This window comes from Pseudocitrobacter corydidari (genome assembly GCF_021172065.1).
GTDB classification, from domain to species: domain Bacteria; phylum Pseudomonadota; class Gammaproteobacteria; order Enterobacterales; family Enterobacteriaceae; genus Pseudocitrobacter; species Pseudocitrobacter corydidari.
Genome location: NZ_CP087880.1, coordinates 1,131,833 through 1,156,788, shown reverse-complemented (window position 1 = coordinate 1,156,788; position 24,956 = coordinate 1,131,833). Strand labels below are relative to the sequence as shown.

27 protein-coding genes and 3 tRNA genes are annotated in these 24,956 nt (G+C 53.2%); 17 read left to right on the top strand and 13 right to left on the bottom strand.

What is annotated here, in order from left to right:
• Nucleotides 1-143 precede the first annotated feature (143 nt).
• Nucleotides 144-1,508, top strand: a complete 1,365-nt coding sequence (locus G163CM_RS05385; RefSeq protein WP_231827145.1) for a sensor domain-containing diguanylate cyclase — start codon at nt 144-146, stop codon at nt 1,506-1,508.
• A gap of 46 nt (nt 1,509-1,554) precedes the next feature.
• On the opposite strand, the gene slyA is transcribed toward G163CM_RS05385, so the two are convergent.
• On the bottom strand, nt 1,555-1,995 hold the full coding sequence (gene slyA, locus G163CM_RS05380; protein ID WP_041686238.1) for a transcriptional regulator SlyA: 441 nt from the start codon (nt 1,993-1,995) through the stop codon (nt 1,555-1,557).
• Between the two features lie 240 nt (nt 1,996-2,235).
• Between slyA and G163CM_RS05375 the strand changes: the two genes are divergently transcribed.
• The 3 genes from G163CM_RS05375 to G163CM_RS05365 are packed head-to-tail and all read left to right on the top strand — an operon-like array spanning nt 2,236 to nt 5,316.
• Entirely contained in the window at nt 2,236-2,427 is a 192-nt protein-coding gene (locus G163CM_RS05375; protein ID WP_051051017.1) for a DUF1656 domain-containing protein, read from the top strand.
• Nucleotides 2,428-2,437: 10 nt separating this feature from the next.
• Nucleotides 2,438-3,295 (top strand): efflux RND transporter periplasmic adaptor subunit, encoded by an 858-nt coding sequence (locus G163CM_RS05370; protein ID WP_231827144.1) that lies wholly within the window; start codon nt 2,438-2,440, stop codon nt 3,293-3,295.
• The gene (locus G163CM_RS05365) at nt 3,292-5,316 is read left to right on the top strand and encodes an FUSC family protein (RefSeq protein ID WP_231827143.1); all 2,025 of its coding nucleotides are present in this window, start codon (nt 3,292-3,294) and stop codon (nt 5,314-5,316) included. Before G163CM_RS05370 ends, G163CM_RS05365 begins: the two co-directional genes overlap by 4 nt.
• Here G163CM_RS05365 and sodC read toward each other — a convergent pair.
• The 3 genes from sodC to G163CM_RS05350 all read right to left on the bottom strand — a co-directional run bounded on the left by sodC (nt 5,309) and on the right by G163CM_RS05350 (nt 7,091).
• A complete protein-coding gene (gene sodC, locus G163CM_RS05360) occupies nt 5,309-5,830 on the bottom strand; it encodes a superoxide dismutase [Cu-Zn] SodC (protein ID WP_015964262.1) in 522 nt (173 codons plus the stop codon). The genes G163CM_RS05365 and sodC overlap by 8 nt on opposite strands.
• 76 nt (nt 5,831-5,906) lie before the next feature.
• Nucleotides 5,907-6,803, bottom strand: coding sequence for an aldo/keto reductase (locus tag G163CM_RS05355; protein ID WP_015964261.1), 897 nt, complete (start codon nt 6,801-6,803; stop codon nt 5,907-5,909).
• Nucleotides 6,804-6,851: 48 nt separating this feature from the next.
• Entirely contained in the window at nt 6,852-7,091 is a 240-nt protein-coding gene (locus tag G163CM_RS05350) for a DUF1289 domain-containing protein (RefSeq protein ID WP_015964260.1), read from the bottom strand.
• 128 nt (nt 7,092-7,219) lie between these two features.
• On the opposite strand from G163CM_RS05350, the gene G163CM_RS05345 reads away from it, so the two are divergent.
• From G163CM_RS05345 to rnt, 4 genes are all read left to right on the top strand, one after another.
• Complete coding sequence (locus G163CM_RS05345; RefSeq protein WP_015964259.1) at nt 7,220-7,819, top strand: TetR/AcrR family transcriptional regulator; 600 nt, start codon at nt 7,220-7,222, stop codon at nt 7,817-7,819.
• Between the two features lie 52 nt (nt 7,820-7,871).
• A complete protein-coding gene (nemA, locus tag G163CM_RS05340) occupies nt 7,872-8,969 on the top strand; it encodes an alkene reductase (protein ID WP_231827142.1) in 1,098 nt (365 codons plus the stop codon).
• 84 nt (nt 8,970-9,053) lie between these two features.
• On the top strand, nt 9,054-9,461 hold the full coding sequence (gloA, locus tag G163CM_RS05335; protein WP_015964257.1) for a lactoylglutathione lyase: 408 nt from the start codon (nt 9,054-9,056) through the stop codon (nt 9,459-9,461).
• A 104-nt stretch (nt 9,462-9,565) separates the two neighbouring features.
• A complete protein-coding gene (rnt, locus tag G163CM_RS05330; protein WP_015964256.1) occupies nt 9,566-10,210 on the top strand; it encodes a ribonuclease T in 645 nt (214 codons plus the stop codon).
• A gap of 75 nt (nt 10,211-10,285) precedes the next feature.
• On the opposite strand, the gene G163CM_RS05325 is transcribed toward rnt, so the two are convergent.
• Nucleotides 10,286-10,633, bottom strand: coding sequence for a Grx4 family monothiol glutaredoxin (locus G163CM_RS05325; RefSeq protein ID WP_015964255.1), 348 nt, complete (start codon nt 10,631-10,633; stop codon nt 10,286-10,288).
• 339 nt (nt 10,634-10,972) lie between these two features.
• On the opposite strand from G163CM_RS05325, the gene G163CM_RS05320 reads away from it, so the two are divergent.
• Nucleotides 10,973-11,830: a C40 family peptidase gene (locus G163CM_RS05320; RefSeq protein WP_231827141.1), complete on the top strand. Its 858-nt coding sequence runs from the start codon at nt 10,973-10,975 to the stop codon at nt 11,828-11,830.
• A gap of 122 nt (nt 11,831-11,952) precedes the next feature.
• Nucleotides 11,953-12,534: a superoxide dismutase [Fe] gene (gene sodB / locus G163CM_RS05315; protein WP_015964253.1), complete on the top strand. Its 582-nt coding sequence runs from the start codon at nt 11,953-11,955 to the stop codon at nt 12,532-12,534.
• Nucleotides 12,535-12,572: 38 nt separating this feature from the next.
• Here the strand turns inward: sodB and G163CM_RS05310 are convergent, their stop codons facing one another.
• Both G163CM_RS05310 and cydH read right to left on the bottom strand, forming a co-directional pair.
• Entirely contained in the window at nt 12,573-13,802 is a 1,230-nt protein-coding gene (locus G163CM_RS05310) for an MFS transporter (protein WP_420851390.1), read from the bottom strand.
• A gap of 98 nt (nt 13,803-13,900) precedes the next feature.
• Complete coding sequence (gene cydH / locus G163CM_RS05305) at nt 13,901-13,990, bottom strand: cytochrome bd-I oxidase subunit CydH (RefSeq protein WP_015964251.1); 90 nt, start codon at nt 13,988-13,990, stop codon at nt 13,901-13,903.
• Between the two features lie 294 nt (nt 13,991-14,284).
• Here cydH and purR point away from each other — a divergent pair, with 294 nt between their 5' ends.
• Nucleotides 14,285-15,310: an HTH-type transcriptional repressor PurR gene (gene purR / locus G163CM_RS05300; protein ID WP_231827140.1), complete on the top strand. Its 1,026-nt coding sequence runs from the start codon at nt 14,285-14,287 to the stop codon at nt 15,308-15,310.
• Here purR and punR read toward each other — a convergent pair.
• The gene (punR, locus tag G163CM_RS05295) at nt 15,307-16,239 is read right to left on the bottom strand and encodes a DNA-binding transcriptional activator PunR (protein WP_231827139.1); all 933 of its coding nucleotides are present in this window, start codon (nt 16,237-16,239) and stop codon (nt 15,307-15,309) included. The two genes, purR and punR, sit on opposite strands and share 4 nt — an antisense overlap.
• A 108-nt stretch (nt 16,240-16,347) precedes the next feature.
• On the opposite strand from punR, the gene punC reads away from it, so the two are divergent.
• Entirely contained in the window at nt 16,348-17,532 is a 1,185-nt protein-coding gene (gene punC / locus G163CM_RS05290; protein WP_231827138.1) for a purine nucleoside transporter PunC, read from the top strand.
• Between the two features lie 297 nt (nt 17,533-17,829).
• Complete coding sequence (cfa, locus tag G163CM_RS05285) at nt 17,830-18,978, top strand: cyclopropane fatty acyl phospholipid synthase (protein ID WP_231827137.1); 1,149 nt, start codon at nt 17,830-17,832, stop codon at nt 18,976-18,978.
• 34 nt (nt 18,979-19,012) lie between these two features.
• Here the strand turns inward: cfa and G163CM_RS05280 are convergent, their stop codons facing one another.
• Nucleotides 19,013-19,657, bottom strand: coding sequence for a riboflavin synthase (locus G163CM_RS05280; protein WP_015964246.1), 645 nt, complete (start codon nt 19,655-19,657; stop codon nt 19,013-19,015).
• Between the two features lie 237 nt (nt 19,658-19,894).
• On the opposite strand from G163CM_RS05280, the gene mdtK reads away from it, so the two are divergent.
• Nucleotides 19,895-21,268, top strand: coding sequence for an MdtK family multidrug efflux MATE transporter (gene mdtK, locus G163CM_RS05275; RefSeq protein WP_015964245.1), 1,374 nt, complete (start codon nt 19,895-19,897; stop codon nt 21,266-21,268).
• A gap of 33 nt (nt 21,269-21,301) precedes the next feature.
• Here mdtK and zinT read toward each other — a convergent pair whose 3' ends face one another.
• Nucleotides 21,302-21,952 carry a metal-binding protein ZinT gene (gene zinT, locus G163CM_RS05270; RefSeq protein ID WP_231827136.1) on the bottom strand — a complete coding sequence of 217 codons (651 nt, stop codon included), beginning with the start codon at nt 21,950-21,952 and terminating at the stop codon, nt 21,302-21,304.
• 239 nt (nt 21,953-22,191) lie between these two features.
• On the opposite strand from zinT, the gene G163CM_RS05265 reads away from it, so the two are divergent.
• The 3 genes from G163CM_RS05265 (at nt 22,192) to G163CM_RS05255 (ending at nt 22,430) form a co-directional block, all read left to right on the top strand.
• A tRNA-Val gene (locus G163CM_RS05265) sits at nt 22,192-22,268 on the top strand.
• Between the two features lie 4 nt (nt 22,269-22,272).
• Nucleotides 22,273-22,349, top strand: a tRNA-Val gene (locus tag G163CM_RS05260).
• A gap of 4 nt (nt 22,350-22,353) precedes the next feature.
• A tRNA-Val gene (locus tag G163CM_RS05255) sits at nt 22,354-22,430 on the top strand.
• Between the two features lie 128 nt (nt 22,431-22,558).
• Here the strand turns inward: G163CM_RS05255 and G163CM_RS05250 are convergent.
• The 3 genes from G163CM_RS05250 to G163CM_RS05240 all read right to left on the bottom strand — a co-directional run bounded on the left by G163CM_RS05250 (nt 22,559) and on the right by G163CM_RS05240 (nt 24,947).
• Nucleotides 22,559-22,855, bottom strand: coding sequence for a hypothetical protein (locus tag G163CM_RS05250; protein ID WP_231827135.1), 297 nt, complete (start codon nt 22,853-22,855; stop codon nt 22,559-22,561).
• Between the two features lie 254 nt (nt 22,856-23,109).
• Nucleotides 23,110-24,006 (bottom strand): MurR/RpiR family transcriptional regulator, encoded by an 897-nt coding sequence (locus G163CM_RS05245; RefSeq protein ID WP_231827134.1) that lies wholly within the window; start codon nt 24,004-24,006, stop codon nt 23,110-23,112.
• The gene (locus G163CM_RS05240; protein WP_231827133.1) at nt 24,003-24,947 is read right to left on the bottom strand and encodes an ABC transporter substrate-binding protein; all 945 of its coding nucleotides are present in this window, start codon (nt 24,945-24,947) and stop codon (nt 24,003-24,005) included. The genes G163CM_RS05245 and G163CM_RS05240 overlap by 4 nt, the downstream gene beginning before the upstream one ends.
• Between the last annotated feature and the right edge of the window lie 9 nt (nt 24,948-24,956).

Genomic DNA, 24,956 nt, shown 5'->3' with positions numbered 1-24,956 from the left:
TATAAACAAGCCGTTCTGTGTAATTATTATTTGCGCAAAAACAATATTCCTTCGAATAAATTCCTCTAAGATTAATCCCACCGGGCTGGATGCCCAGTGAGCCTGAGAGTATTTTCACTCCGAATAATATTGGAATGTCGTCTATGCTGATGAAATTGAAGTTTCCGTTACAGCGTTTTTTGGTTTACTTCACCATTTGTATTATAGGGATTGTTATCCTTAACCATTTTTCGGCGGCGATAATTCATCGTACTCCTACGATTGCGCCGTTGCTTTTTCCTATTTTAACTATGTTTTTAATGGTTTTTCATGCCATGATCGCCGCCTTCATGGTAATGAAATACTCCTGTGATAAACATCGTCTTTACCTCACGCCGATTGCCTTCGCCTTTGCGGGTTCCGCCATTCTGATGCTGGGCACGCTGGATAGCTTCCCGGACTGGTTTATGTGTACCGGACTAACGCGGGTTAACTATAACGACACATTAATCTTTTATTTTTTCCGAAATATTATGATGGCATTTCTTTTTATTTTCGCCGTCATTTTGTATGCATTTAAAAAACGCGAGATGCATACTTTTAAAATCCATACGATTATCCTCGTAGGCATCCTACTATTTACGTTAGGCATGCTATTATTATCCTGGCTTTACTCCAGTCATTACGAATTGCTAAGCGTAGACTTTGTAGATAATAACACCTATCAGTTTACGCAATTGTGGGGAAACCAGCTGGGATGGATATTAATTGCCCTATGGGTTATCGCTTTGCTGGCAATTCTGGTTGTGACACAGCTCAATAATATATTCTGGTACAGCGGAGCCTTCTTTTGCGCCTGCTACATCTTTACCCTGATTGTGCTGATGTCGTCGGGGCATAGTGCGGGTTATACCTGGTATGAAGCCCGTTTGTTCGAAACCATCTCCACTATGTTCCTGATTCTTGTGCTGCTCTGCGATGTCTTTACGCTCTATCGTCAGTCCAACACCCGGTACATGCATTCGTATCAAAACTCTATCCGCGATCCGCTGACGCAACTTTTTAACCGTAGCTATTTCTACGACACGTTTACCGCATTGATGCCAAAAGTCGCGACCGGGCAACCTATCTCGGTGATTGTCAGCGACCTGGACCACTTTAAACGTATCAACGACAAATACGGCCATTTGCAGGGCGATAAGGTGATTCAGTTTGTCTCAAAGGTGCTACAGGATTCCGTTCGACAAAATGATGTTGCCGCACGCATCGGCGGAGAAGAGTTCGCCCTGCTGCTGGTCGGCGCGTCCTCAGACGTTGCCGAAGGCATTGCCGAGCGTATTCGTGTTGCCATTGCCAGCCAGGACGCTGAAAGTAGTCAATCGCAATTGCCGGAGCCTATCACTATCAGTATGGGCGTTTTCACCGCCACTGACCTGACGGTTAACGTTGAAGAGTGCGTGCGTCGGGCGGATGAAGCGATGTATCGGGCAAAAGAAGCCGGGCGCAACCGCGTGGTGGTATGGGAATAGGACGTAAAAAAGCCCTGTCTTCTGGCAGGGCTTCTGGCGAACACAATCAATCTCTGGATTGCAGATCGATAATGTTTTGTTCCAGCTTATGGATAAGCGCAACCAGCTGGTCGGTCTCTTCCGGCGAGATCCCCGAAAGAATTTCGCCCCGCGTCTTACTGATCACCGCTTCCATCTCTTCAATCAATGGTTCGGCTTTTTCAGTCAGTTTTATTCTCTTAGCACGACGATCGTTTGCGCACGTTTGGCGAGAGATAAGCCCTTTCTCTTCCAGTTGATCCAGAGTGCGAACCAATGACGGCTGCTCGATGCCGATCGCTTTAGCCAGCTGGATCTGCGACTGCTCAGGGGGCAACTGATGAATATTATGCAGCGTGACCCAGTGCGTCTGCGTGAGTTCCAGAGGTTTGAGGCGATGGTCGATCAGAGCACGCCAAATGCGCACCAACCGTGCCAGATCAGAACCTAATGGCGATTCCAATTTCATCTCCTTATAATTAGCTTGCTAAGTTATTATACTGATTTTAGAATAGTGTGCAGTATTTAAATACTCAAAACAAATGTATTGCTGCATACGCGCAAAGCAGAGCAATGATTTACACTGTGTTAAAATTGTCTGCATGGCGTTAGCGTTACGCTCACTATCGAGTCTTAACTCTTCAATTGCAAAGGATTTCTGCTTGTGAAGTCGATTCTTCAACTCCCGGGACTACCGCTGCAAGACCTTATGGTGGGTGCCTCTATCTATTTCCCACCGCTATTTAAAGCCGTCCTGCTCGGCTTTCTTATCTGGCTGGTTGCGCACCAGCAACTCCGTGACTGGATGTACGCGGGCGATATCTGGCATCCCTTGCTGATGGATCTCTCGCTGTTTGCCCTGTCCGTATGTGGCGCGTTGCTGATTTTAGTTCTGTGGTGAAGCTATCTAAATGAAAAAATTAAAATATTTCTCTACGCTTCTGGTTGCTGCCCTGGCAGCCATCGCGGTCTGGCTGTGCTGGAACTATTACATGCAATCCCCCTGGACGCGCGACGGGAAAGTCCGCTCAGAGCAGGTCAATATTACCCCGCAGGTTTCCGGCAGCATTCTGAAATTGAATGTGAAGGACAACCAGTTTGTTAAAGCAGGCGACGTCCTGTTTGAGATTGACCCAACGCCGTGGCGCATTGCCGTGATGAACGCCGAAGCGCAGCTGGCAAAAGCGCAGTCTGACCTGGTGAAAGCTAACCATGAAGCCACACGCCGTCAGAACCTGCCGCATAATTATATTTCAGCAGAAGATCTCGATAGCGCAAATATGTCGGTCAAAGCCGCTAAAGCCACCGAGGATGCCGCCGCCGCAGAGCTTGAACATGCCCGCTGGCAGCTGACGCAAACCCTCGTCAAAGCGCCGGTCGACGGCTGGGTCACTAATCTGTCTACACGCGTCGGCAACTATGCCACTCAGGGCCAACCGGTGTTTGCGCTGATCGACAGTCATTCATTCTATGTCGTCGGCTATTTTGAAGAGACCAAGCTGCGACATATCGCACCAGGCGATAGCGCCTCTATTCAGCTCTACAGCAACGGCAAAACGTTACAGGGTCACGTCAACAGTATTGGTCGCGCGATTTACGACCAAAGCCTGGAGAGCGACAGCAGCCTGGTGGCCGACATCAAACCCAATATCCCGTGGGTTCGTCTGGCGCAGCGTGTTCCGGTGCGTATCGAATTTGATAGCCTGCCGGATGACGTCGTGCTGGTCGCGGGGACGACCTGCTCCGTATCGATTGGCAGCCAAAAATGACCTTACCCAGTCTGAGCCTGGCGTCACTGCCCTGGTTTAAGGCAAGCCCGGCGCAGTGGCGATACGCATTACGTAACGGTATCGCCATGTGCCTGGCGCTGAGCATCGCCTACTACCTGCAACTGGATGAACCTTACTGGGCGATGACCTCCGCAGCGGTAGTGAGTTTTCCTACCGTCGGCGGCGTTATCAGCAAGAGTTTTGGTCGTATCGCCGGTAGCCTGTTTGGCGCCTGGGCGGCGGTGATTATTGCGGGACATACCTTAACCGATCCGTGGCTGTTTTTAGTCTGTATGGCAGGCTGGATAAGCTTCTGCACCTGGGCATGCGCGATGTTCACCAACAACGTGGCCTACGCGTTTCAACTGGCGGGCTATACCTGCGCCATTATCGCGTTCCCGGTGATCAACGTCACCGATGCCACCGAACTGTGGACTATCGCACAGGCGCGTGTTTGCGAAGTGATTGTCGGGATTTTATGCGGCGGGTTGATGATGATGATCCTGCCCAGTACGTCCGACGGCACCGCACTGCTGACCGCGCTTAAAAACATGCATGCCCGCCTGCTTGAACACGCCAGCCTGCTCTGGCAACCGGTGACGACCGATGCGATTCGCACCGCGCATGAAAGCGTCATCGGCCAGATTCTTACCATGAACCTGCTGCGTATTCAGGCATTCTGGAGTCATTATCGTTTTCGCCAGCAAAACTCGCTGTTGAATGCGCTTCTCCACCAGCAACTGCGGCTAACCAGCGTGATCTCCAGCCTGCGACGCATGCTGCTCAACTGGCCCAATCCCCCGGAAAATATTCGCCTGGTGATTGAACAACTTTTGCAGGCGCTGGCGCGGCCCGGTTGCGATATCTACACCGTTGCGCGGATCATTGCGCCGCTGGCTCCGACCGACCCGCAGGATTACCGTCATCGCGCATTCTGGGATCGTCTGCGGTATTTCTGCCGCGTTTATCTTGCCAGCAGCCGATGGATTTCGCGGCTGGAAAATGCGACCGCCGTTTCCGAATTTGCCGTACCTGCCGCGCCCGCCCTGATGCGCCATACGGATCACGCGGAGGCCGCCTGGAACGGCGTGCGCACTTTCTGCGCCCTTCTGGCAGTCGGCGCGTGGGCTATCAGCACACAATGGGAGTCGGGTGCCGCGGCGCTGACGTTATCGGCTATCTGCTGTGTACTCTATTCCGTTTCACCTTCGCCGTTTAACTCACTGACGCTGTTGATGCGCACCCTGGTGCTGCTCTCTCTGTTCAGCTTTGTGGTTAAATTTGGCCTGATGGTGCAAATAACCGATCTGTGGCAATTTCTGCTTTTTCTGTTTCCGCTGCTGACCACTATGCAGTTACTCAAATTACAAATGCCGAAGCGCGCCGGGCTGTGGGGGCAACTGATTGTCTTTATGGGCTCGTTTATCGCCGTGACCAATCCGCCGGTCTATGACTTTGCGGATTTTCTGAATGATAATCTGGCTAAGATCCTCGGCGTTGGGCTGGCATGGATGGCCTTTGCCGTACTAAAACCCGGTTCCGATGCGCGCAAAAGCCGTCGCCATATTCGTGCGTTACGGCGTCACTTTGTCGACCAACTCAGCCGCCATCCCAACAACAGCGAGCACGATTTTGAGTCGCTGGTTTATCACCATATCAGTCAGTTAAGTAACAGTAAGGATGAGCTGGCCCGGCGCTGGCTACTGCGCTGGGGCGTGGTATTGTTGAACTGCAGCCACGTGGTGTGGCAGTTACGCAGTTGGGAAGCGCGCTCTGACCCGCTTTCACAGGTGCGCGATCTCTGTATCAGCCTGCTGCGCGATGTGATGAGTGAGCGCGGCGTACAGCAACGTCCGCTCACCACGTCACTACAGGAATTACAACGTATCTCCGAGGCACTGTCCCATCACCACCAGCCTGCCGCCCGGGAACTGGCGTCGATTGTCTGGCGCCTGCACTGCTCATTATCGCAGCTGGAACAGGCGCCGGTAACCGGAACGATTACCGAGCGAGCTACTTAATCACCCCACAGGCATAGCGCGCCCCGCCGCCGCCGAGCGGTTTGGGATGATCGGACATGTTATCGCCGCCCACGTGGATCATCAGCGCCTTGCCTTCAATGTCCGCAAATTTCTTCAAGCGTGGCGCGTAGACCGGCGTGGTGGCTTTTCCGTCTTTATCAACGATTAACGCAGGTAAATCACCGAGATGGCCTTTGCCATCCGGCCCTTCATGTTTACCGGTTTTTTCAGGATCGAAATGGCCACCGGCGGCTTCCGCAGCGCTGGCTTTCCCCTCTTTGATGGCGGGCTGGCAACTGCCGTTGGCATGAATATGGAAACCGTGTTCTCCAGGCGGTAATGCCTTGAGATCGGGCGCAAACTCCAGCCCTTTATCCGTTTCGCTAATTTTGATGCTACCAATTGACTGGCCGACGCTTTGGGATGTGACAAGATTCATTTCAACATTGTCACCCGCAGCCTGTGCGCCAGCAGAAAAAGCCAGCGCAAGGATAGTCAGGGTAAATCTTTTCATGAGACCTCCGTTACTGTCGTGTCCCCGTTAAGTGTAAACCAGGGACACGTTTTTCACCGGGGGTCGGGGAAATGGCTCAGGGAACGTCAAAGCCTAAAGCCGCCTTGCGGATGCGGAACCACTGCTGACGCGTCATTTCCAGAGACTGGGATTCAATCGCTGAGCGTACGCGCTCAATTTTACCGGAACCGATGATTGGCAACGGTTTCGACGGCAGACGCATCACCCAGGCGTAAACCACCTGCTCGATGCTGGCAGCGTTTAGCTCCGTGGCGACCTGCGCCAGTTCCGCGCGTAACGGCTGGAACTCGTCGTCGTTAAACAAGCGCCCCCCGCCAAGGCAGGACCACGCCATCGGACGAATGCGCAGCTGCTGGAGTTGATCCAGCGTGCCGTCGAGAATTGTCGGCTGATGAATGGGCGAGATTTCAACCTGATTGGTCGCCAGTGTAAACGGCAGACGCGACTGCAACAATGCGAACTGTGCTGGCGTAAAGTTTGAGACGCCGAAGTGGCGCACTTTTCCGCTCTGATGCAGGTTCAGAAATGCTTCTGCCACTTCGTCAGCGTCCATTAGCGGATCCGGGCGGTGAATAAGCAGCAGATCCAGACGGTCGGTCGCCAGGTTAATCAGCGACTGTTCTGCACTGCTGATAATGTGCTTGCTGTCGGTAATGTAGTGGCCCAGCACGTTTTCGGCTTTCGCCGTGGTGGCGATACCGCACTTGGTGACGATTTCCATCCGCTCGCGCAGATGCGGCGCCAGCTTCATCGCTTCGCCGAATGCCGCTTCACACTGATATCCACCGTAAATATCCGCGTGATCGACCGTCGTCACGCCCAGGTCGAGGTGCTCTTCAATAAAACTCACTAACTGACGGGCGGACATGTTCCAGTCCATCAAACGCCAGTATCCCATGACGAAACGTGAAAATTCCGGCCCTTGCGGCGCCAGGGTAATACGCTGAACCATAACAGCTTCCTCAACGAAAATTTGTAACGAGTATACGCAATTCTGCCGTTAAAACAGTGAGGGCTGCTGAGGTTCTTCGGCATCGTTGGTTTTGTTTGCGCGTAATTTGCGCAGCAGACGCTGTCGGCAGAGGCGTAATACCTCCTGCTTTTGCGTATCGCTCATCTTTTGCCAGTTAAAGCGCTCATCGCGACTGCGCATACAGCCCCGGCAATATCCGCGCTCATCACTCTGACATATACCCCGGCACGGACTCTGCACCGGGAAAAATTCCAGCTGCTCCGCCACGTTGGCCTCCTGTTAACGACGCTTCTTCACATTGAAGACGTTTACGCTCGCCTCTGCAACTTTATTGTCAACGGGCCAGGCGAAAAATAACTTGCACTAGACCGATTGGTCTATTAGATTATTTCCCCATGAGCAAACAGAGTGAACACGATACCCGCGAACATATTCTGGCCACCGGCGAGCAGCTTTGCATGCAACGCGGTTTTGTTGGAATGGGCTTAAGCGAACTGTTGAAAACGGCGGAAGTTCCGAAAGGATCGTTCTACCACTATTTCCGTTCGAAAGAAGCCTTTGGCGTCGCGATGCTTGAACGCTATTTTGCCGATTACCACCAACGCCTTGCGCAACACTTTGCCTCGGGTGAAGGGACCTATCGCGATCGCCTGCTGGCTTACTATCAGCAGGCCGTTAACCAGTTTTGCCAGCAGGGAAAAATTAGCGGTTGTTTAACCGTGAAACTCTCCGCTGAAGTGTGCGACCTGTCGGAAGACATGCGTACAGAAATGAATAAAGGCGCCAGTCAGATTATCAACCTGCTGGCGCAGGCGCTGGAACAAGGTCGTCGTCACGGTTGTTTACGCTTCGACGGCGAGGCGCATACCCAGGCTGAGGTGCTCTATTCACTCTGGCTGGGCGCGAACCTCCAGGCCAAGATTTCAAAGAGTTCGACGCCGCTGGAAAGCGCCCTGGCACACGCCAAAATTATGATTGCAACGCCCGCACAATAAGGGCGTTTTATTTTATCGAATCACTAGACGACCGGTCTACTCAGGAGTCACTATGTCGCAAGAAAAACTGTTTACCCCGCTGAAAGTGGGCGCTGTTACTGCCCCTAACCGTGTCTTTATGGCCCCGCTCACCCGCTTACGCAGCATTGAGCCAGGCGATATCCCAACGCCGCTGATGGCTGAGTACTACCGTCAACGCGCCAGTTCAGGGCTGATTATTTCTGAAGCGACGCAGATCTCCGCCCAGGCGAAAGGCTATTCCGGCGCGCCGGGCCTCTACAGCAAAGAGCAAATTGCCGCATGGCAAAAAATCACCGCGGGTGTTCACGCTGAAGGCGGCCGCATTGCCGTGCAATTCTGGCATACCGGGCGTATTTCCCACTCCAGCCTGCAACCTGGCGGCCAGGCTCCGGTTGCGCCATCTGCCCTTAGCGCCGGAACGCGTACTTCCCTGCGTGACGAAAACGGTCATGCTATTCGCGTTGATACCTCTATGCCACGTGCGCTGGAAACCGAAGAGATCCCAGGGATTGTGAATGATTTCCGTCAGGCAGTCGCCAATGCCCGTGAAGCCGGTTTCGACCTGGTTGAACTGCACTCCGCACACGGTTATTTACTGCATCAGTTCCTTTCGCCGTCTTCTAACCACCGTACCGATCAGTACGGTGGCAGCGTCGAAAACCGTGCACGTCTGGTACTGGAAGTGGTTGATGCCTCGATTGAAGAATGGGGTGCAGACCGCATTGGGATCCGCGTATCGCCGATTGGTTCCTTCCAGAACGTGGACAATGGCCCGAACGAAGAAGCCGATGCGCTGTATCTGATTGAAGAACTGGGCAAACGTGGGATTGCTTACCTGCACATGTCTGAACCAGACTGGGCCGGTGGCGAACCGTACAGCGAAACGTTCCGTGAAAAAGTGCGCGCCCGCTTCCAGGGTGTGATTATCGGTGCCGGGGCCTACACGCCGGAAAAAGCCGAAGATCTGATCCAAAAAGGGTTGATTGACGCCGTTGCCTTTGGCCGCGCATATATCGCCAACCCGGACCTGGTCGCTCGTCTGCAACGCAAAGCGGAACTCAACCCGCAGCGTCCCGAAAGCTTCTACGGCGGCGACGCCGAAGGTTACACCGATTACCCTACGCTGTAATCGTGCATTGATAGCGGCAGGGATCCGCCGCTATACTAAAATAATGTTTTGTTTTAAATAACGATTATCCAGTGAGAGGAAATTATGCGCTTATTGCACACCATGCTTCGTGTCGGCGACCTGCAACGCTCCATCGAGTTTTACACCAAAGTACTGGGTATGAAACTGCTGCGTACCAGTGAAAACACCGAGTACAAATACTCCCTCGCCTTCGTCGGCTACGGTGACGAAAAAGACGAAGCGGTAATTGAGCTGACCTATAACTGGGGCGTCGATAAATACGACCTCGGCAATGCTTATGGCCACATCGCCCTGAGCGTTGACAACGCCGCAGAAGCCTGTGAGCGTATCCGTAACAACGGCGGTAACGTTACCCGTGAAGCGGGCCCGGTAAAAGGTGGCACCACGGTTATCGCCTTCGTTGAAGATCCGGACGGTTATAAAATCGAACTGATTGAAGAAAAAGATGCCGGCAAAGGCCTCGGCAACTGATTCCCCACGGGCGCTACGGCGCCCGTTCTTTTATCCGCTTTTACTGCATCCCCTGGCAAAATTTGCCATAATGCGCGCTACTTTTTTCAGGTTAAGAGATTCTAATGTCCGACAATGCGCAACTGAATGGTCTGTGCGACCGTTTTCGTGGTTTTTATCCCGTGGTGATTGATGTGGAAACCGCCGGATTCAACGCCAAAACTGATGCTCTGCTCGAAATTGCAGCGATCACGTTGAAAATGGATGAAGATGGCTGGTTGATGCCGGACACCACTGCACATTTCCATGTTGAGCCGTTTGAGGGTGCGAATCTGCAACCGGAAGCGCTGGCGTTTAACGGGATTGACCCAACTGACCCTGAGCGTGGCGCCGTAAGCGAACATGACGCGCTGCATGCCATTTTCAAAATGGTGCGCAAAGGCCTGAAAGACGCGGGCTGCAACCGCGCCATTATGGTCGCGCATAACGCTACCTTCGATCACAGCTTTATGATGGCCGCCGCCGAGCGCGCGAATCTGAAACGCAATCCGTTCCACCCCTTCGTGACTTTCGATACCGCTGCGCTGAGTGGGCTGGCGCTGGGGCAAACCGTTCTGTCGAAAGCCTGTATTGCCGCAGGTATGGCCTTTGACGGCGAGCAGGCGCACTCCGCGCTGTACGATACGGAACAAACTGCGCAGCTCTTCTGCGAAATCGTCAACCGCTGGAAACGTCTGGGTGGCTGGCCGCTGCCAATGGCTGCTGAATAAATCACATAAAAAAAGCGACCGTTTCAGGTCGCTTTTTTTTGCCAGAAGGCGGCTAACGCTGTAACCGCCTGCGAATTACTCCGCTTTCGGCTCTTCTTCTTTATATTTTGCAGCAGTCTCTTTGATCAACTGCTGCAATTCGCCGCGCTGGTACATCTCGATGATGATGTCGCAGCCGCCAACCAGTTCGCCATCTACCCACAGCTGCGGGAAGGTCGGCCAGTTCGCGTATTTCGGCAGCTCAGCGCGGATTTCCGGGTTTTGCAGAATATCTACGTAAGCAAAACGTTCGCCACAGGCAGAGAGCGCCTGGACAGCTTGTGCGGAAAAACCGCAGCTTGGCAGTTTCGGGGAACCCTTCATGTACAGCAGGATGGGGTTCTCGGCGATCTGACGTTGGATTGTTTCAACAGTTGTGCTCATTGTCTTACTTCCTTAACTTCGAATACCACATGTAGTCTGACATTGTAGCGTTTCAGACCTCAGACGGAAAATAACATTTTATTCACTCTTTACTATTTTACCGTCTGAGCGCAGAAGATGCCTTCGAAATGTCACTTTAGCAGCCTGCCGATAAAAAAACTGTGCATTTTTTGGCTGATTGTATTTCGATTGCTGTTTTTTTTTGCACTTGCTAACGAAACACTATTTTAGATACAAAATCGCTATTAACTTTATTGGTTTATATGGATTAGAATTGATGAGTTTTGTAAATCATACCCAGGCATGAATTTTATGCCTCCATACTCAGAGGATTGCTCAGTGGCGCGAATAAAAAAAATGTCGATCACGCTCTGTGCTTTGCTGTTTTCATCATTAGCATTCTCGCCGCTCTCGCACGCTTCCGGTCACACGAAAGCCACGGCGGCGCAAAAATCGCTTTCCGCAAAAGGAAGCGAACGGAAGAAGAAAAATACCGTCAGCAAAAGCAGCAGCAAGAAGAAGTCCACCGCCTCAACCAATAAAAAAACCACCACGAAGGCGACGGCAAGTAAAAAAACCACCTCTACCGCCAGCAAATCATCCCGCATCGCGCGCACTGCCAGCACCACGAAGACGGCCACTACGCGCCGGGGCAAAAGCAGCACGATGAAAACCGCAGCGGCAAACGTCACCACCAAATGCGTGGTGCGGAAGGGCCATAAGAAATCCTGCACCACCAGCGCAGTGGAGAGCAAACCGTTAACCATCGCCGAAGCGCATAAAGCGCGCGTGCAGAAAGCGCAGAAAACCGCGATGAACAAATTGATGGACCAGATTGGCAAACCTTACCGTTGGGGCGGCACCTCGCCACGCACCGGTTTTGATTGCAGCGGCCTGGTGTATTACGCGTATAAAGATCTGGTGAAATTCCGTATCCCGCGTACCGCTAACGAAATGTACCACCTACGCGATGCCCGTGCGATTGACCGGGGTGAGCTGGAGAGCGGCGATTTAGTGTTCTTCCGCACACGTGGGCGCGGCACCGCCGATCACGTTGGCGTCTATATCGGCGGCGGGAAGTTTATTCAGTCTCCGCGAACCGGTCGCGATATTCAAATCACCTCCCTCAGTGAAGACTACTGGGATCGCCACTACGTCGGCGCGCGCCGCGTGATGACCCCGAAAACCATCCGCTAACCCCTGCCCTGCCACGCTGCTGGCAGGGTAACCTTCTCTTTTATCACACCTTTTAATTTGCTACTCTATCCACACTCAGTACAAGGTTACTGGGGATATTAACTATAAAAAGGAGAGTAGCAATGTCGTTCGAATTACCTGCATTACCGTATGCCAAAGACGCTCTGGCACCGCACATTTCTGCCGAGACGCTCGAATATCATTATGGGAAACACCACCAGACTTACGTCACCAACCTGAACAATATGGTGAAAGGGACGGCGTTTGAAGGCAAATCGCTGGAAGAGATCATTCGCACCTCTGAAGGCGGCGTGTTTAACAACGCAGCACAGGTCTGGAACCACACCTTCTACTGGCACTGCCTGGCACCGAACGCCGGTGGCGAACCGACCGGTGAAGTGGCAGAAGCCATCAACCGTGCTTTCGGTAGCTTTGCTGAGTTTAAAGCGCAGTTCAGCGATGCCGCCGCGAAAAACTTCGGTTCTGGCTGGACCTGGCTTGTGAAAAAAGCCGACGGCAGCCTGGCGATTGTCTCTACCTCTAACGCGGGTACGCCGTTGACGACGGATGCCAAACCGCTGCTGACGGTAGATGTGTGGGAGCACGCTTACTATATTGATTACCGCAATGCGCGCGTGAGCTATCTGGAGCACTTCTGGGCGCTGGTAAACTGGAAGTTTGTTGCTGAGAATCTGGCGGCATAAAGAAATGACGCAGAAGGGTTTCCCCTTCTGCGTTTTTGTTACTGGCTAACCACGGCCTCTTCACCCTGTGAACGGCTGCTGAAGAAGACCAGCAGCAGTGCAACCCCTGCTACAATCGCCCCCATCACTGGCACAAAGCTGTAACCCAGGCCGCCGGAAATCACCGCCCCACCGGCTACGGCCCCCAGCGCATTGCCAAGATTAAACGCACCAATGTTGACCGAAGATGAAAGCCCCGGCGCTTCATGCGCAACACGCATTACGCGCATCTGCAATGGTGGCACCACGGCAAAGGTCGCCGCGCCCCACACCACCATACTGAATGCCGCGCCGATTTCCGTACGCGCCAGGAACGGGATCGCCAGCATAATCAACATCAACAGCAGCAGAAAACCTTTCAGGGTGCCGCTGACCGAACGGTCAGCAAATTTACCGCCAAGATAGTTACCGATTGAGAAGCCCACGCCAATCAGTACCAGCATTAAGGTGATAAAGGCAGGCGTCGCATGCGTGATAGTGTGCAGCACCGGTGAAATGTAGGTATAGAGCGTGAACATCGCCCCGGCACCCAGCACGGTCGTGAGCAACGCAGACAATACCTGCGGGCGTACCAGCACCGACAGTTCACGTTTCACGTCCGGTTTCTCGCCCGCCCCGCCTTTCGGCAGGGATAACCACAGGCCGATAATGGCAATCACGCCAAGCCCAGCCGTCGCCAGGAACGACATGCGCCAGCCGATGGTCTCTCCAAGCCACGTGGCCGCCGGAACGCCGCCGATATTGGCGATGGTTAACCCCATAAACATGGTTGCTACCGCGCTGGCTTGTTTATGTTTTGGCACCACGCTTGCGGCAACCACCGACCCCAGGCCAAAGAACGCGCCGTGGTTGAGGCTGGTTATAATGCGCGACAGCATCAGCGTGGTGTAATCCGGGGCGATAGCAGAAAGGACGTTACCCAGGGTAAAAATCGCCATCAGGAAAATTAAGGCATTGCGGCGTGCGCGGTGTGAGAGCAGCAGCGTCATCAGCGGCGCGCCAACCATGACACCTACAGCGTAGGCGCTGATCAACATACCTGCGGCAGGAATCGAGACATCAACCCCTTTGGCAATAACGGGTAATAGCCCCATCGGCGAAAATTCGGTGGTACCGATCCCGAATGCGCCTACGGCTAACGCCAGTAAGGGATAATTCACTTTCATGCTTTGACTCCGGTTTGCCGCAAACGCAGAGCGGCGTGACAACAGATTGCAAAAGCATGACATCAATCACAAAAAAACAGAAGTGAACAAATTAGCAAAATATTTTTGCTGAATTGATAACAATCGAAGAGAGGGAGAGCCGTCTCTCCCTTTAGGATGGGTTAATGCAGGACGGCGGTCAGCGCGGCCGCGACGATCAGCGCCAGCGTAATAACCGTTGTGGTAATTGACATCTTCAGTTCGGTACTCATCAATTTTTCTCCTTATTATCCCCACACCAAAAGTGAGCTATGTCATTTTTGCACACTTATTCGCAAAAATCTTCCCGGATTTCACGCAATAACCGATTTTGCGCTTCCACTTTTGGCAAAGATAAGACAAAATTCGACGCTTATTAAAAAGTGTATCGGCCATTGACCCCCTCCTGTCGTCCTGTGTCGTTTTCCCGGCGAACCGCAATTCATAACATTGCGCCAGGGTGAGTGAAGGCAAACGTTTTCGTATTGAATCGATCAGGGGCAGGCCCGGGTCTGGAGTGAGATGGAATGGCAACTATTAAAGATGTAGCGAAGCGCGCAAACGTTTCCACTACAACTGTATCACATGTGATTAACAAGACGCGTTTTGTCGCCGAAGAGACGCGTGAAGCGGTATGGGCGGCAATCAAAGAATTGCACTACTCTCCCAGCGCCGTGGCCCGTAGCCTGAAGGTCAATCACACCAAGTCCATTGGTTTGTTGGCGACCAGCAGTGAAGCTGCCTACTTTGCAGAAATTATTGAAGCCGTTGAGAAGAACTGCTTCCAGAAAGGCTATACCCTGATCCTCGGTAATGCGTGGAACAACCTTGAAAAACAGCGCGCGTATCTCTCCATGATGGCGCAGAAACGCGTGGACGGCCTGCTGGTGATGTGTTCCGAATACCCGGAACCGCTGCTGCAAATGCTGGAAGAGTACCGCCATATTCCGATGGTGGTTATGGACTGGGGCGAAGCGAAAGCTGACTTTACCGACTCGGTTATCGATAACGCCTTCGAAGGCGGCTACATGGCTGGTCGCTATCTGGTAGAACGTGGGCATCGCGAAATTGGCGTGATCCCAGGTCCGCTGGAGCGCAACACCGGTGCAGGTCGTCTGGCTGGCTTTATGAAAGCCATGGACGAGATGATGATCAAGGTGCCGGAAAACTGGATCGTGCAGGGCGATTTCGAACCGGAATCCGGCTATCGTGCGATGCAGCAAATTCTGTCCCAGAATCCGCGCCCTACCGCTATCTTCTGCGGTGGCGATATCATGGCGATGGGTGCGTTGTGCGCCGCAGACGAAATGGGACTGCGCGTGCCGCAGGATATCTCCCTGATTGGTTATGACAACGTGCGCAACTCACGTTTCTTCACCCCGGCGCTGACCACTATCCACCAGCCGAAGGATTCCCTCGGAGAAACCGCCTTCAATATGCTGATGGACCGAATTGTCAGCAAACGCGAAGAGTCGCAGTCCATCGAGGTGCACCCGCGCCTGATTGAACGCCGCTCCGTGGCCGACGGCCCGTTCCGCGACTATCGCCGTTAATCGCCACAGCGAACGCTCAATTCGGGCGTTCGCAGCCATTCGCTGTTCAGCGTTTCACTGTCTCCCAGATACTCTAATAACCAGCTTAGCGCCGGTGAACTGTCGTTTTGCTGCCAGGTCAGGCAACAGGCCGCATCGGGAAACGGGTTTTCCAGCTCCAGGGCAACCCATTCGCCTTTATCTATCTTCGGTCGCGCAAAATGCTCTGGCACCATGCCAACGCATAATCCTGCGGATAAGCAGGTTTCTGACGATTCCCAGTCGGGCACCACGACCCTTTTCTGATTATCCAGCAACCAGGTGGTACGTTTCGGTAACGACCGTGACGTATCTTCGCGCACCAGCGACGGCCAGTTGCGCAACACGTCATCACTCAGCGGCCCTGTCATCTGTGCTAGCGGATGCGTGCTGGCCACCACGCACTGCCAGCTCAGCATACCCATGTCGCGGAACGCATATCGCCCCCCAACAGGGATGGCGCGCGTCGCGCCAATCGCTAACTCCACTCGCCCATCGGCCAGGGCATCCCACACGCCGTTAAATACCTCCTGATACGCCAGCAGCTCTACGTCACTGAAGTGGCGATAAAAATCGACAATCATTTGTCGGGTGCGCTCTGGTTTTACAATATTGTCCACCGCGATAGCCAACTGCCCTCTCCAGCCATTGGCAATTTGCTGACACTGCTGACGGGTGATCTGCATTTTTTTGATAACAGACCGCCCCTCCTTTAAAAACCACGCCCCGGCAGGGGTTAATTCCACATCCCGGTGGCGCCGTTCGAACAGCGGAACCGCCAGCCACTCTTCCAGTTGTCGCACCGTATAGCTGATTGCAGAAGGCACCCGGTGCAGCTCATTTGCCGCGCCGCTAAAGCTTCCGTTACGCGCGACGGCATCCACAACTTCCAGTGAATATTCAGACCACATTTTCTGCTCACAAAATTTTTGAAACCAATACGCAAATATTAGCGTTTCACAAGCCAGATTTCACTCTCTACACTCTCAGCCTCCTCCAAAACAAGAAAAGGCGTTTTTATGCAACCTGGGAAAGGATTTTTAGTCTGGCTGGCGGGCCTGAGTGTGTTAGGTTTTCTCGCCACCGATATGTATCTTCCGGCCTTCGCCGCGATTCAAAGCGATCTGCAAACGCCAGCGGCTGCCGTAAGCGCAAGCCTGAGTTTGTTTCTCGCCGGGTTTGCCGTGGCGCAGCTGCTGTGGGGACCTCTCTCAGACCGCTATGGCCGCAAGCCTGTTTTGCTGATTGGCCTGACGATTTTTGCCCTTGGTTGTCTGGGAATGCTGTGGGTTCGCGATGCCACCACCCTGCTGATCCTGCGCTTTGTGCAGGCGGTCGGCGTCTGTGCAGCCGCGGTAACCTGGCAGGCGATGGTGACCGATTACTACCCGGCCCAGCGCACTAACCGTATTTTTGCGACGATTATGCCGCTTGTCGGGCTTTCTCCGGCGCTGGCCCCGCTGCTGGGAAGCTGGATCCTGCATCATTTTGAATGGCAGGCCATCTTTGCCACCCTCTTTGCCATCACGCTGATTTTGATGATCCCGGCGCTGCGCCTGAAACCCGCGCACAAAAAGGTTGCCGTCACTGGCGATAAACTGACCTTTATGAAGCTGTTACGCAGCCAGGACTATCGCGGCAACGTACTCATCTACGCCGCCTGCTCCGCCAGCTTCTTCGCCTGGCTGACCGGCTCGCCGTTTATTCTTAATGCGATGGGCTACAGCCCAACTGTGATTGGTCTGAGCTATGTGCCACAAACCATTGCCTTCCTCGTGGGTGGTTACGGCTGCCGCGCGGCGCTGCAAAAATGGGATGGTGCAAAACTGCTGCCATGGCTGCTGTTGATTTACGCCGTCAGCGTCCTGGCCACCTGGGGCGTCGGCCTCACCGCACATGTGTCGCTCACCGCGCTGCTGATTCCATTCTGCGTGATGGCAATGGCTAACGGCGCGATTTACCCGATCGTCGTGGCGCGCGCGCTGCGTCCGTTCCCTCAGGCAACAGGCCGCGCGGCAGCATTACAGAATACGCTGCAATTAGGTCTTTGCTTCCTCGCAAGCCTGGTGGTTTCTTCACTGATTGCCGCCCCGCTGCTGGCCACCACCAGCGTAATGGTCGCCACCGTCGTTCTCGCCGGAATAGGCTATAAGATGCAGGCTGGCGCAGCAGAGAATTCAGCGGAAGAAACTTCTCGCGCCTAACATCATGAATATCAATGTTATTAACTCGTAGTTAGTTTGCTAAGATTTTTGATTGAATCAGTAGATTTTGCGTCCTATACTGAATCGGTATCACATAATTACGATAGTTATTACTTGTTAACGGGAGCAGGACGCCTCCCGGTTCCCCAGGGATGGTCTTTTCGGCAAGGGTTATCTCCCTTCCTCTGTGCTACGTCGGATAGCAGGCTCACGGAAGTTCCGTGAGATTTCTCACAAACTCTAAAAAGCGTCTACGCTGTTTTAAGGTTCTGATCACCGGGTCGGGATGGAGAAGCTATGAGCTCATCGTGTATAGAAGAAGTTAGGGTACCGAATGATGACTGGTACCGCATCACCAACGAATTGTTAAGCCGGGCAGGCATCGAAATTAACGGTAACGCCCCCTCAGACTTGCAGATCAAAAATCCCCAATTTTTTAAACGTGTATTGCAGGAAGGTTCTCTGGGGTTAGGCGAAAGCTATATGGACGGCTGGTGGGAATGCGAGCGTCTGGATATTTTCTTCCAGAAAGTCCTGCGAGCCGGGCTGGAAAATCAACTGCCCCGCCACCTGAAAGATACGCTGCGCATCGCGGCGGCCCGTCTGTTTAATCTGCAAAGTAAAAAACGTGCCTGGATGGTGGGTAAAGAGCATTACGATCTTGGCAACGATCTCTTCAGCCGCATGCTGGATCCCTTTATGCAGTACTCTTGCGGGTACTGGAAAGACGCCCAGACTCTGGAAGAGGCCCAGCAGGCGAAGCTCAATCTGATTTGTCAGAAACTGAAACTTGAGCCCGGCATGCGCGTGCTGGACATCGGCTGCGGCTGGGGTGGTCTGGCGCAGTTTATGGCCGAGCACTATGGCGTGAGCGTGGTCGGCGTGACCATTTCCGCTGAACAGCAGAAAATGGCGCAACAGCGCTGTGAAGGGCTGGACGTCACGATTCTGCTTCAGGACTACCGCGACCTGCACGATAAGTTTGACCGCATCGTTTCCGTCGGCATGTTTGAACACGTTGGGCCGAAAAACTACGCCACCTATTTCTCAGTGGTCGACAGGAACCTGAAACCTGACGGTTTATTCCTGCTGCACACTATCGGTTCAAAGCGAACAGACCTTAACGTCGATCCGTGGATCAACAAATACATCTTCCCGAACGGCTGCCTCCCCTCCGTGCGCCACATTGCGGATGCCAGCGAGCCGCACTTTGTGATGGAAGACTGGCACAACTTTGGCGCAGATTACGACACCACGCTGATGGCCTGGCATGAGCGTTTTCTGGAAAGCTGGCCGGAAATCGCGGACAACTATTCGGAACGTTTCAAACGGATGTTCACGTATTATCTGAACGCCTGCGCGGGGGCATTTCGCGCACGTGACATTCAACTCTGGCAGGTGGTGTTCTCGCGTGGCGTGGAGCACGGTTTACGCGTCGCACGCTAGTTAATCTCCCCCGGCATACACCGGGGGATTTTTTTTAGGCTTCCGGCTGCGCGGCTGCGATGGCTGCGGCTTCTTTCGCCGCCAGTACGCGTTCGACCGTATCAACAACCGCCTGCGTCTGCGGGTCAATTTCGATATTGATTTTATCGCCCAGACGCTTCGCGCCAAGCGTGGTGCGTTGCAGCGTTTCCGGGATCAGATGCACGCAGAAGCGCGTTGGCGTCACTTCACCGACCGTCAGGCTGATGCCATCAATACCGATAAAGCCTTTATACAGGATGTACTTCATCAGTGACGGGTCCTGGATTTTAAACCAGATCTGCTTGTTGTTTTCGGAGGTGACGATTTTCGCCACTTCAGCGGTGGTCATAATATGGCCCGACATCAAATGCCCGCCAATTTCGTCGCTGAATTTAGCCGCGCGCTCAACGTTAACCACATCACCCACGTTCACATCACCCAGATTAGTAATGCGTAGCGTCTCTTTCATCAGATCGAAGCTAATCTGATTACCATTAATTTCGGTCACGGTCAGGCAGCAGCCGTTGTGCGCTACCGATGCGCCCGTTTCCAGGCCATCCAGCATGTAGTCCGGCAGCTCTACAACGTGCGTGCGGAAATTTGGTTTTTCATCGATGGACACGATTTTTGCCGTGCCCTGCACAATACCAGTAAACATGCACTTAACTCCTGTCGATAATTACTCCGGCGGGGCTTACGGCCACACCGTATTTTCTGATACGAACAATAACAGTTGCCCAAACAGGTTGCCAGCCTCGGCGTAAAGACGTCGATTTTTAGACTGGCTTAATGGCAAATCCCCGCTACAATAGCTGGCAATCCTCTTTATTATCTTCTTGCTGCCTGTTCAGGCGGCTTTTCTGTCTCTCAAATAACAAAAAATATAGGTGTTAACGTGCAGAAGTATTTTAGCGAAGCGCGTCAGTTATTGGCTCTGGCTATCCCCGTTATTCTTGCGCAGGTTGCCCAAACGGCAATGGGGTTTGTGGATACCGTGATGGCGGGTGGTTACAGCGCGACCGATATGGCCGCCGTGGCTATCGGGACCTCCATCTGGTTACCGGCCATTTTATTTGGTCACGGTCTGCTGCTGGCGCTGACGCCAGTCATAGCTCAGCTCAATGGTTCGGGCCGACGCGAGCGCATTGCGGCGCAGGTTAGTCAGGGATTCTGGCTGGCGGGCCTGGTGTCCGTGTTAATTATGGTTGTTCTGTGGAACGCGGGCTATATCATCCGCTCAATGCATAATATCGACCCGGCGTTGGCCGATAAAGCTGTCGGCTATTTACGCGCACTGCTGTGGGGCGCGCCGGGCTATCTGTGCTTCCAGGTTGCGCGTAACCAGTGCGAAGGGCTGGCGAAAACCAAACCGGGCATGGTGATGGGGTTTATTGGTTTACTGGTTAACATTCCGGTGAACTATATCTTTATCTACGGTCATTTCGGCATGCCGGAACTGGGCGGCGTGGGCTGCGGCGTAGCTACTGCTTCGGTCTATTGGGTGATGTTTATTAGCATGCTCTACTATGTTAAGCATGCCGGCTCGATGCGCGATATCCGCAATACCGAAGGCTTTGTTAAACCTGATGTCGCGGTACTTAAACGTCTCTCTTCACTCGGGTTGCCGATTGCGCTGGCGCTGTTTTTCGAAGTCACCCTGTTTGCCGTAGTGGCACTGTTGGTATCGCCGTTGGGTATCGTCGACGTCGCAGGACACCAGATCGCGCTGAACTTTAGCTCGCTGATGTTCGTTCTGCCGATGTCGCTGGCGGCGGCTGTCACTATTCGCGTGGGATTCCGTTTGGGCCAGGGCTCAACGCTGGATGCGCAAACATCGGCATGGACCGGGCTGGGCGTTGGCGTTTGTATGGCGGTACTGACGGCCATTTTTACCGTGTCGCTGCGCGAGCACATCGCCCTGCTGTATAACGATAACCCTGAAGTGGTGACGCTCGCGGCACAGTTGATGTTGCTGGCGGCGCTGTACCAGATTTCTGACTCCATTCAGGTGATCGGCAGCGGTATTTTGCGTGGTTATAAAGATACGCGTTCCATCTTCTTTATCACCTTTATCGCCTATTGGGTGCTGGGCCTGCCAAGCGGTTACGTGCTGGCGCTCACCGATCTGGTGGTTGATAGAATGGGGCCTGCCGGTTTCTGGCTCGGCTTTATTATCGGCCTGACCTCTGCGGCGATTATGATGATGCTGAGAATGCGCTTTTTACAGCGTCAGCCGTCAAGCCTGATATTGCAGCGTGCTTCGCGCTAATTCTTTAAAGGCCGCATCCGTGCGGCTTTTTCATTAATGATGCAGCATTTCATCAACGACCTGCTCCGTGGTCATTTGCCACGGATAGTAGGTCGGCCAGTTATCCATCTCTTTCAACAGCGCTTCCTGTGATGTGTTGCCCATAAAAATGTGGAAATGGGCGGATTTACGCGGCGCAATGGTGTGATCGCTAAACTGCACGAATTTTGGCGCGGCTGAACCGGCATCCTGACACTCAAAAAGATAGCGTACGCCCTTCTTTCCTGACGTGTAGGTCAAAATTTTATGTCCGGCATAACGGTAGTGACAGGCGTTAACCTTATCGCCGACATGAAACTCCATCACGCCATTTTCAATACCAATCGTGTCGACGTCGGTCGCATACCCTTTGCGGTAATAAGCCTTGAGTTCTTCGGCAGTTTTACCCGATTCTTTTGCGGCTTTCTGCTTAAAAACAGGATCAAGGTCGCCTTTCAGCAGCAGGCCGTTAACGGATTGCCATACGCCATCCCAGTCAGAAAGCGCACGATCTTTTACCGCGCTGTCTTCGAAAATACCGTTCGCCGCTTGTTGCTCGGCAGCCGTTAGCGGAACGCCATGGCTATGGTCGCCATGCGCATAGGCTGCGCTGGCCGTCATCAATGCTACCGTCAGTGTGATTTTCCCCAGATGTTTCAACGCCATTCCCTCATTCGTAAAAAAAATAAATGTTATATTATAACATTTCAGTTTTCAACACGAACACGGCAAACCGCCATCACACCTGTCGCCCAAAAGCCACTCGGGTCACCGAATAATCGCTAACGGCAGAAAAATGCGCCAGATGTGCGTAAAACTTCTCCAGTCACATGAAATTGCCTATTTTCCCCTTGCCACATCCTGCGGCTGCCGCTAATATTCGTCCCCGTTGTCACGACAACAATGCGTTCGTAGCTCAGTTGGTTAGAGCACCACCTTGACATGGTGGGGGTCGTTGGTTCGAGTCCAATCGAACGCACCATTATGCGTTTATAGCTCAGTTGGTTAGAGCACCACCTTGACATGGTGGGGGTCGTTGGTTCGAGTCCAATTAAACGCACCATTATGCGTTCGTAGCTCAGTTGGTTAGAGCACCACCTTGACATGGTGGGGGTCGTTGGTTCGAGTCCAATCGAACGCACCATTCTCGTTTTATCTCTCCTCTTCTTTCTTATTTTTTATCCTCTGCTCATCATCTATTTTAAATAAATAAAAAGCTCCATGAGTAATGAACAACAATTTGCCCATTACCCACGACGCCTTCAACGGTGCTTAGCGATATGTAATCTGTAATACCTGTAAATTAGGATTGTCCGCAACGTTATACACTTGTGCCGTCGCGAGATGCTGCATCATGGTAAATTGTGCGCCCTGACGTAGTGATTGCGTTTCGCGCTGCTGCTTTCCATCACGGAAACAGGAGACGTGAACCACATCACGTTCAGGATTGACGCGGCAGGCTTCTTCAACAATCGAGCCGCGGAAGTGAATTACCCCTGAATTAGCGTTCGCCAATACAGGGCATGCAAAGAGAGCGGCCATCAGGCCAAACTGAAGAGTACGTTTCATCCGTGTATACCTCACGTCCTGTGAGAAAGTCCAGTGACGCGGTGGACGAGCGCCCATCAATCATTGATAAGCTTTTATTTCAACCATCCCACATCACATCCAAATAAGCCGAGAATGTTTTAAGAATTTTCTCAAGCTCATAATTAATGTAGCGTGATTTTTTACGGCTGAAAATAGTATTACCCGCGATATCTTCTATCGATAATCAAAAATGAGAGGTCGCGCAAGTCTACGTCGTAGAGCTCATGCTCAAATTATTTGCGACCTGATGATTTTCCAATCGACCGGTGTAACTCATTGATTCTCTTCATTGAACGAATAGTGCGCTGCGATGTGGTTGATGCCACGCTCAGCACCAGCATTTCAAGGCATACCATCACCGTGCCATGCAGCGGCACGCGTCCATTTTCGCCACGCGGAACGTCAATAACCACCTGCGACAGCTCGCTGAATCGTGATTCCGTCGCCTGGGTCAGCAAAATCACCGGGATCCCCAAACGCTTCGCCTCGCCAAGCGCAGTTAGCCCTTCCCGGTGCGGCGACTTCTGCCCCATCATAATCAGCACATCACCGCGCTGCATAGAGATAAGCTGTTCCGCCAGGCTGAAGCCGGTACGGTTAAGCACATAAGACGATAAACCAATGCGGCTGAATAAGCGCGCGGTGTATTCCGAAAGGATCCCGGATGCGCCAATACCAAATAATCCGACCTGACGCGCCTCACTCAGCAGCGCGACGGCCTGGGCGATAGCGACACGGTTGTGTGGGCTGGCCAGCATTTCACAGGCGCGTTGGTGCCCTTCCAGCACAAAGTCGATGCTGGAATGTACGTCGCTGGTTAATTCGCTGACCGTTGACACCATTTTCTCCGACGAGGTGATAGTGGGGCCAAACCAGTGCGCCATCGTCTGTTTTAAATCACGCAACCCGGCGAAACCCAGCGCCTGAATGGCGCGCACCACGGTGGCATCCGACGTTTGTGTGGCATGGGCGATTTCCATCGCCGTGTGGTCAAGCACCGCTTCTCGATGGTCGTCAATCCACTGCACGACGGCCAACAGGCGCGGAGAAAGCTGTGCGCTACGGTGGCGTAATCGTTCGCCAAACAGATCGACCCGGCGTTTATCTTTGCGTTGCGGCATGCGTGTCATTTTGCGTCTCCTGGCACTGGCCGCCCGGCGATATGCGATTGTACCTGCGCCACCATTAGACTCAACGCGGCAAAGGAGTTGGAAATCACCTCTTCACGCGGCAGCAGAATGTAACGACCGATACGGCAGGCTTGCATAAAATCACACCAGCCCGGCATCACTTTTTCCATTGCCTGTAGTTCATCCTGCGGTTTACCCCCCGTGTCTGAACGGTATGTTGCAAAGATAAAATCCGCATCCAGATCGGGAAGTTGCTCTGCGCTGACGTCGATACGCTGCCCGTCAGGAATCGCATCAACCAGCGGCGGGAAGCGGAAGCCCGCATCACGTAATACGCGTCCCAGAGTGTGATAGCTATGATGCACGGTGACTTTGCCATTATTGGCCTGAATCACCGAAACCGTGATTTTCTGCGTATCTATCGTCTGTTTAAGCTGCGCGATTTGCGCCTGATAGCGACGTTCCAGCACAGCAAGGCGCGCCTGGGTGCCGGTGAGCTGCGCCAGTTTGCTGTAAATACGCGGCGCACTGCCGAGCAGATGATCGATACTGACGGTCGGCGCGATTTTCGCCAGTTGTTCCACCGGCACATTCCGGTTCGGTTCCGTAATAATCAGATCGGGCTTTGCCGCGGCAATGGCCTCTACATCGATATCAGCCGTGCCAATAAAGGCGATGTCGCTGTTATCAAAGTCGATGCCTGTAAGCTGCGCGCTGGAGCGCAAATAGTGGCTGCCGTCCGGGCGCGTACGACCGTGGCTGGCGACTGGCGGCACACCCAGCTCAATCAGCGGGATCGTGATATCCAAATCGTGAAGAGAGACAATTCGCTGCGGATGCACGGGTACCTGCACCACGCGTCCGAGATCGTCGGTAAACGGTTGAGTTTGCGCACCTGCCGATGCCACCACACCTGCCAGCATGAGTAATAACCAACGCATGATTCAGTC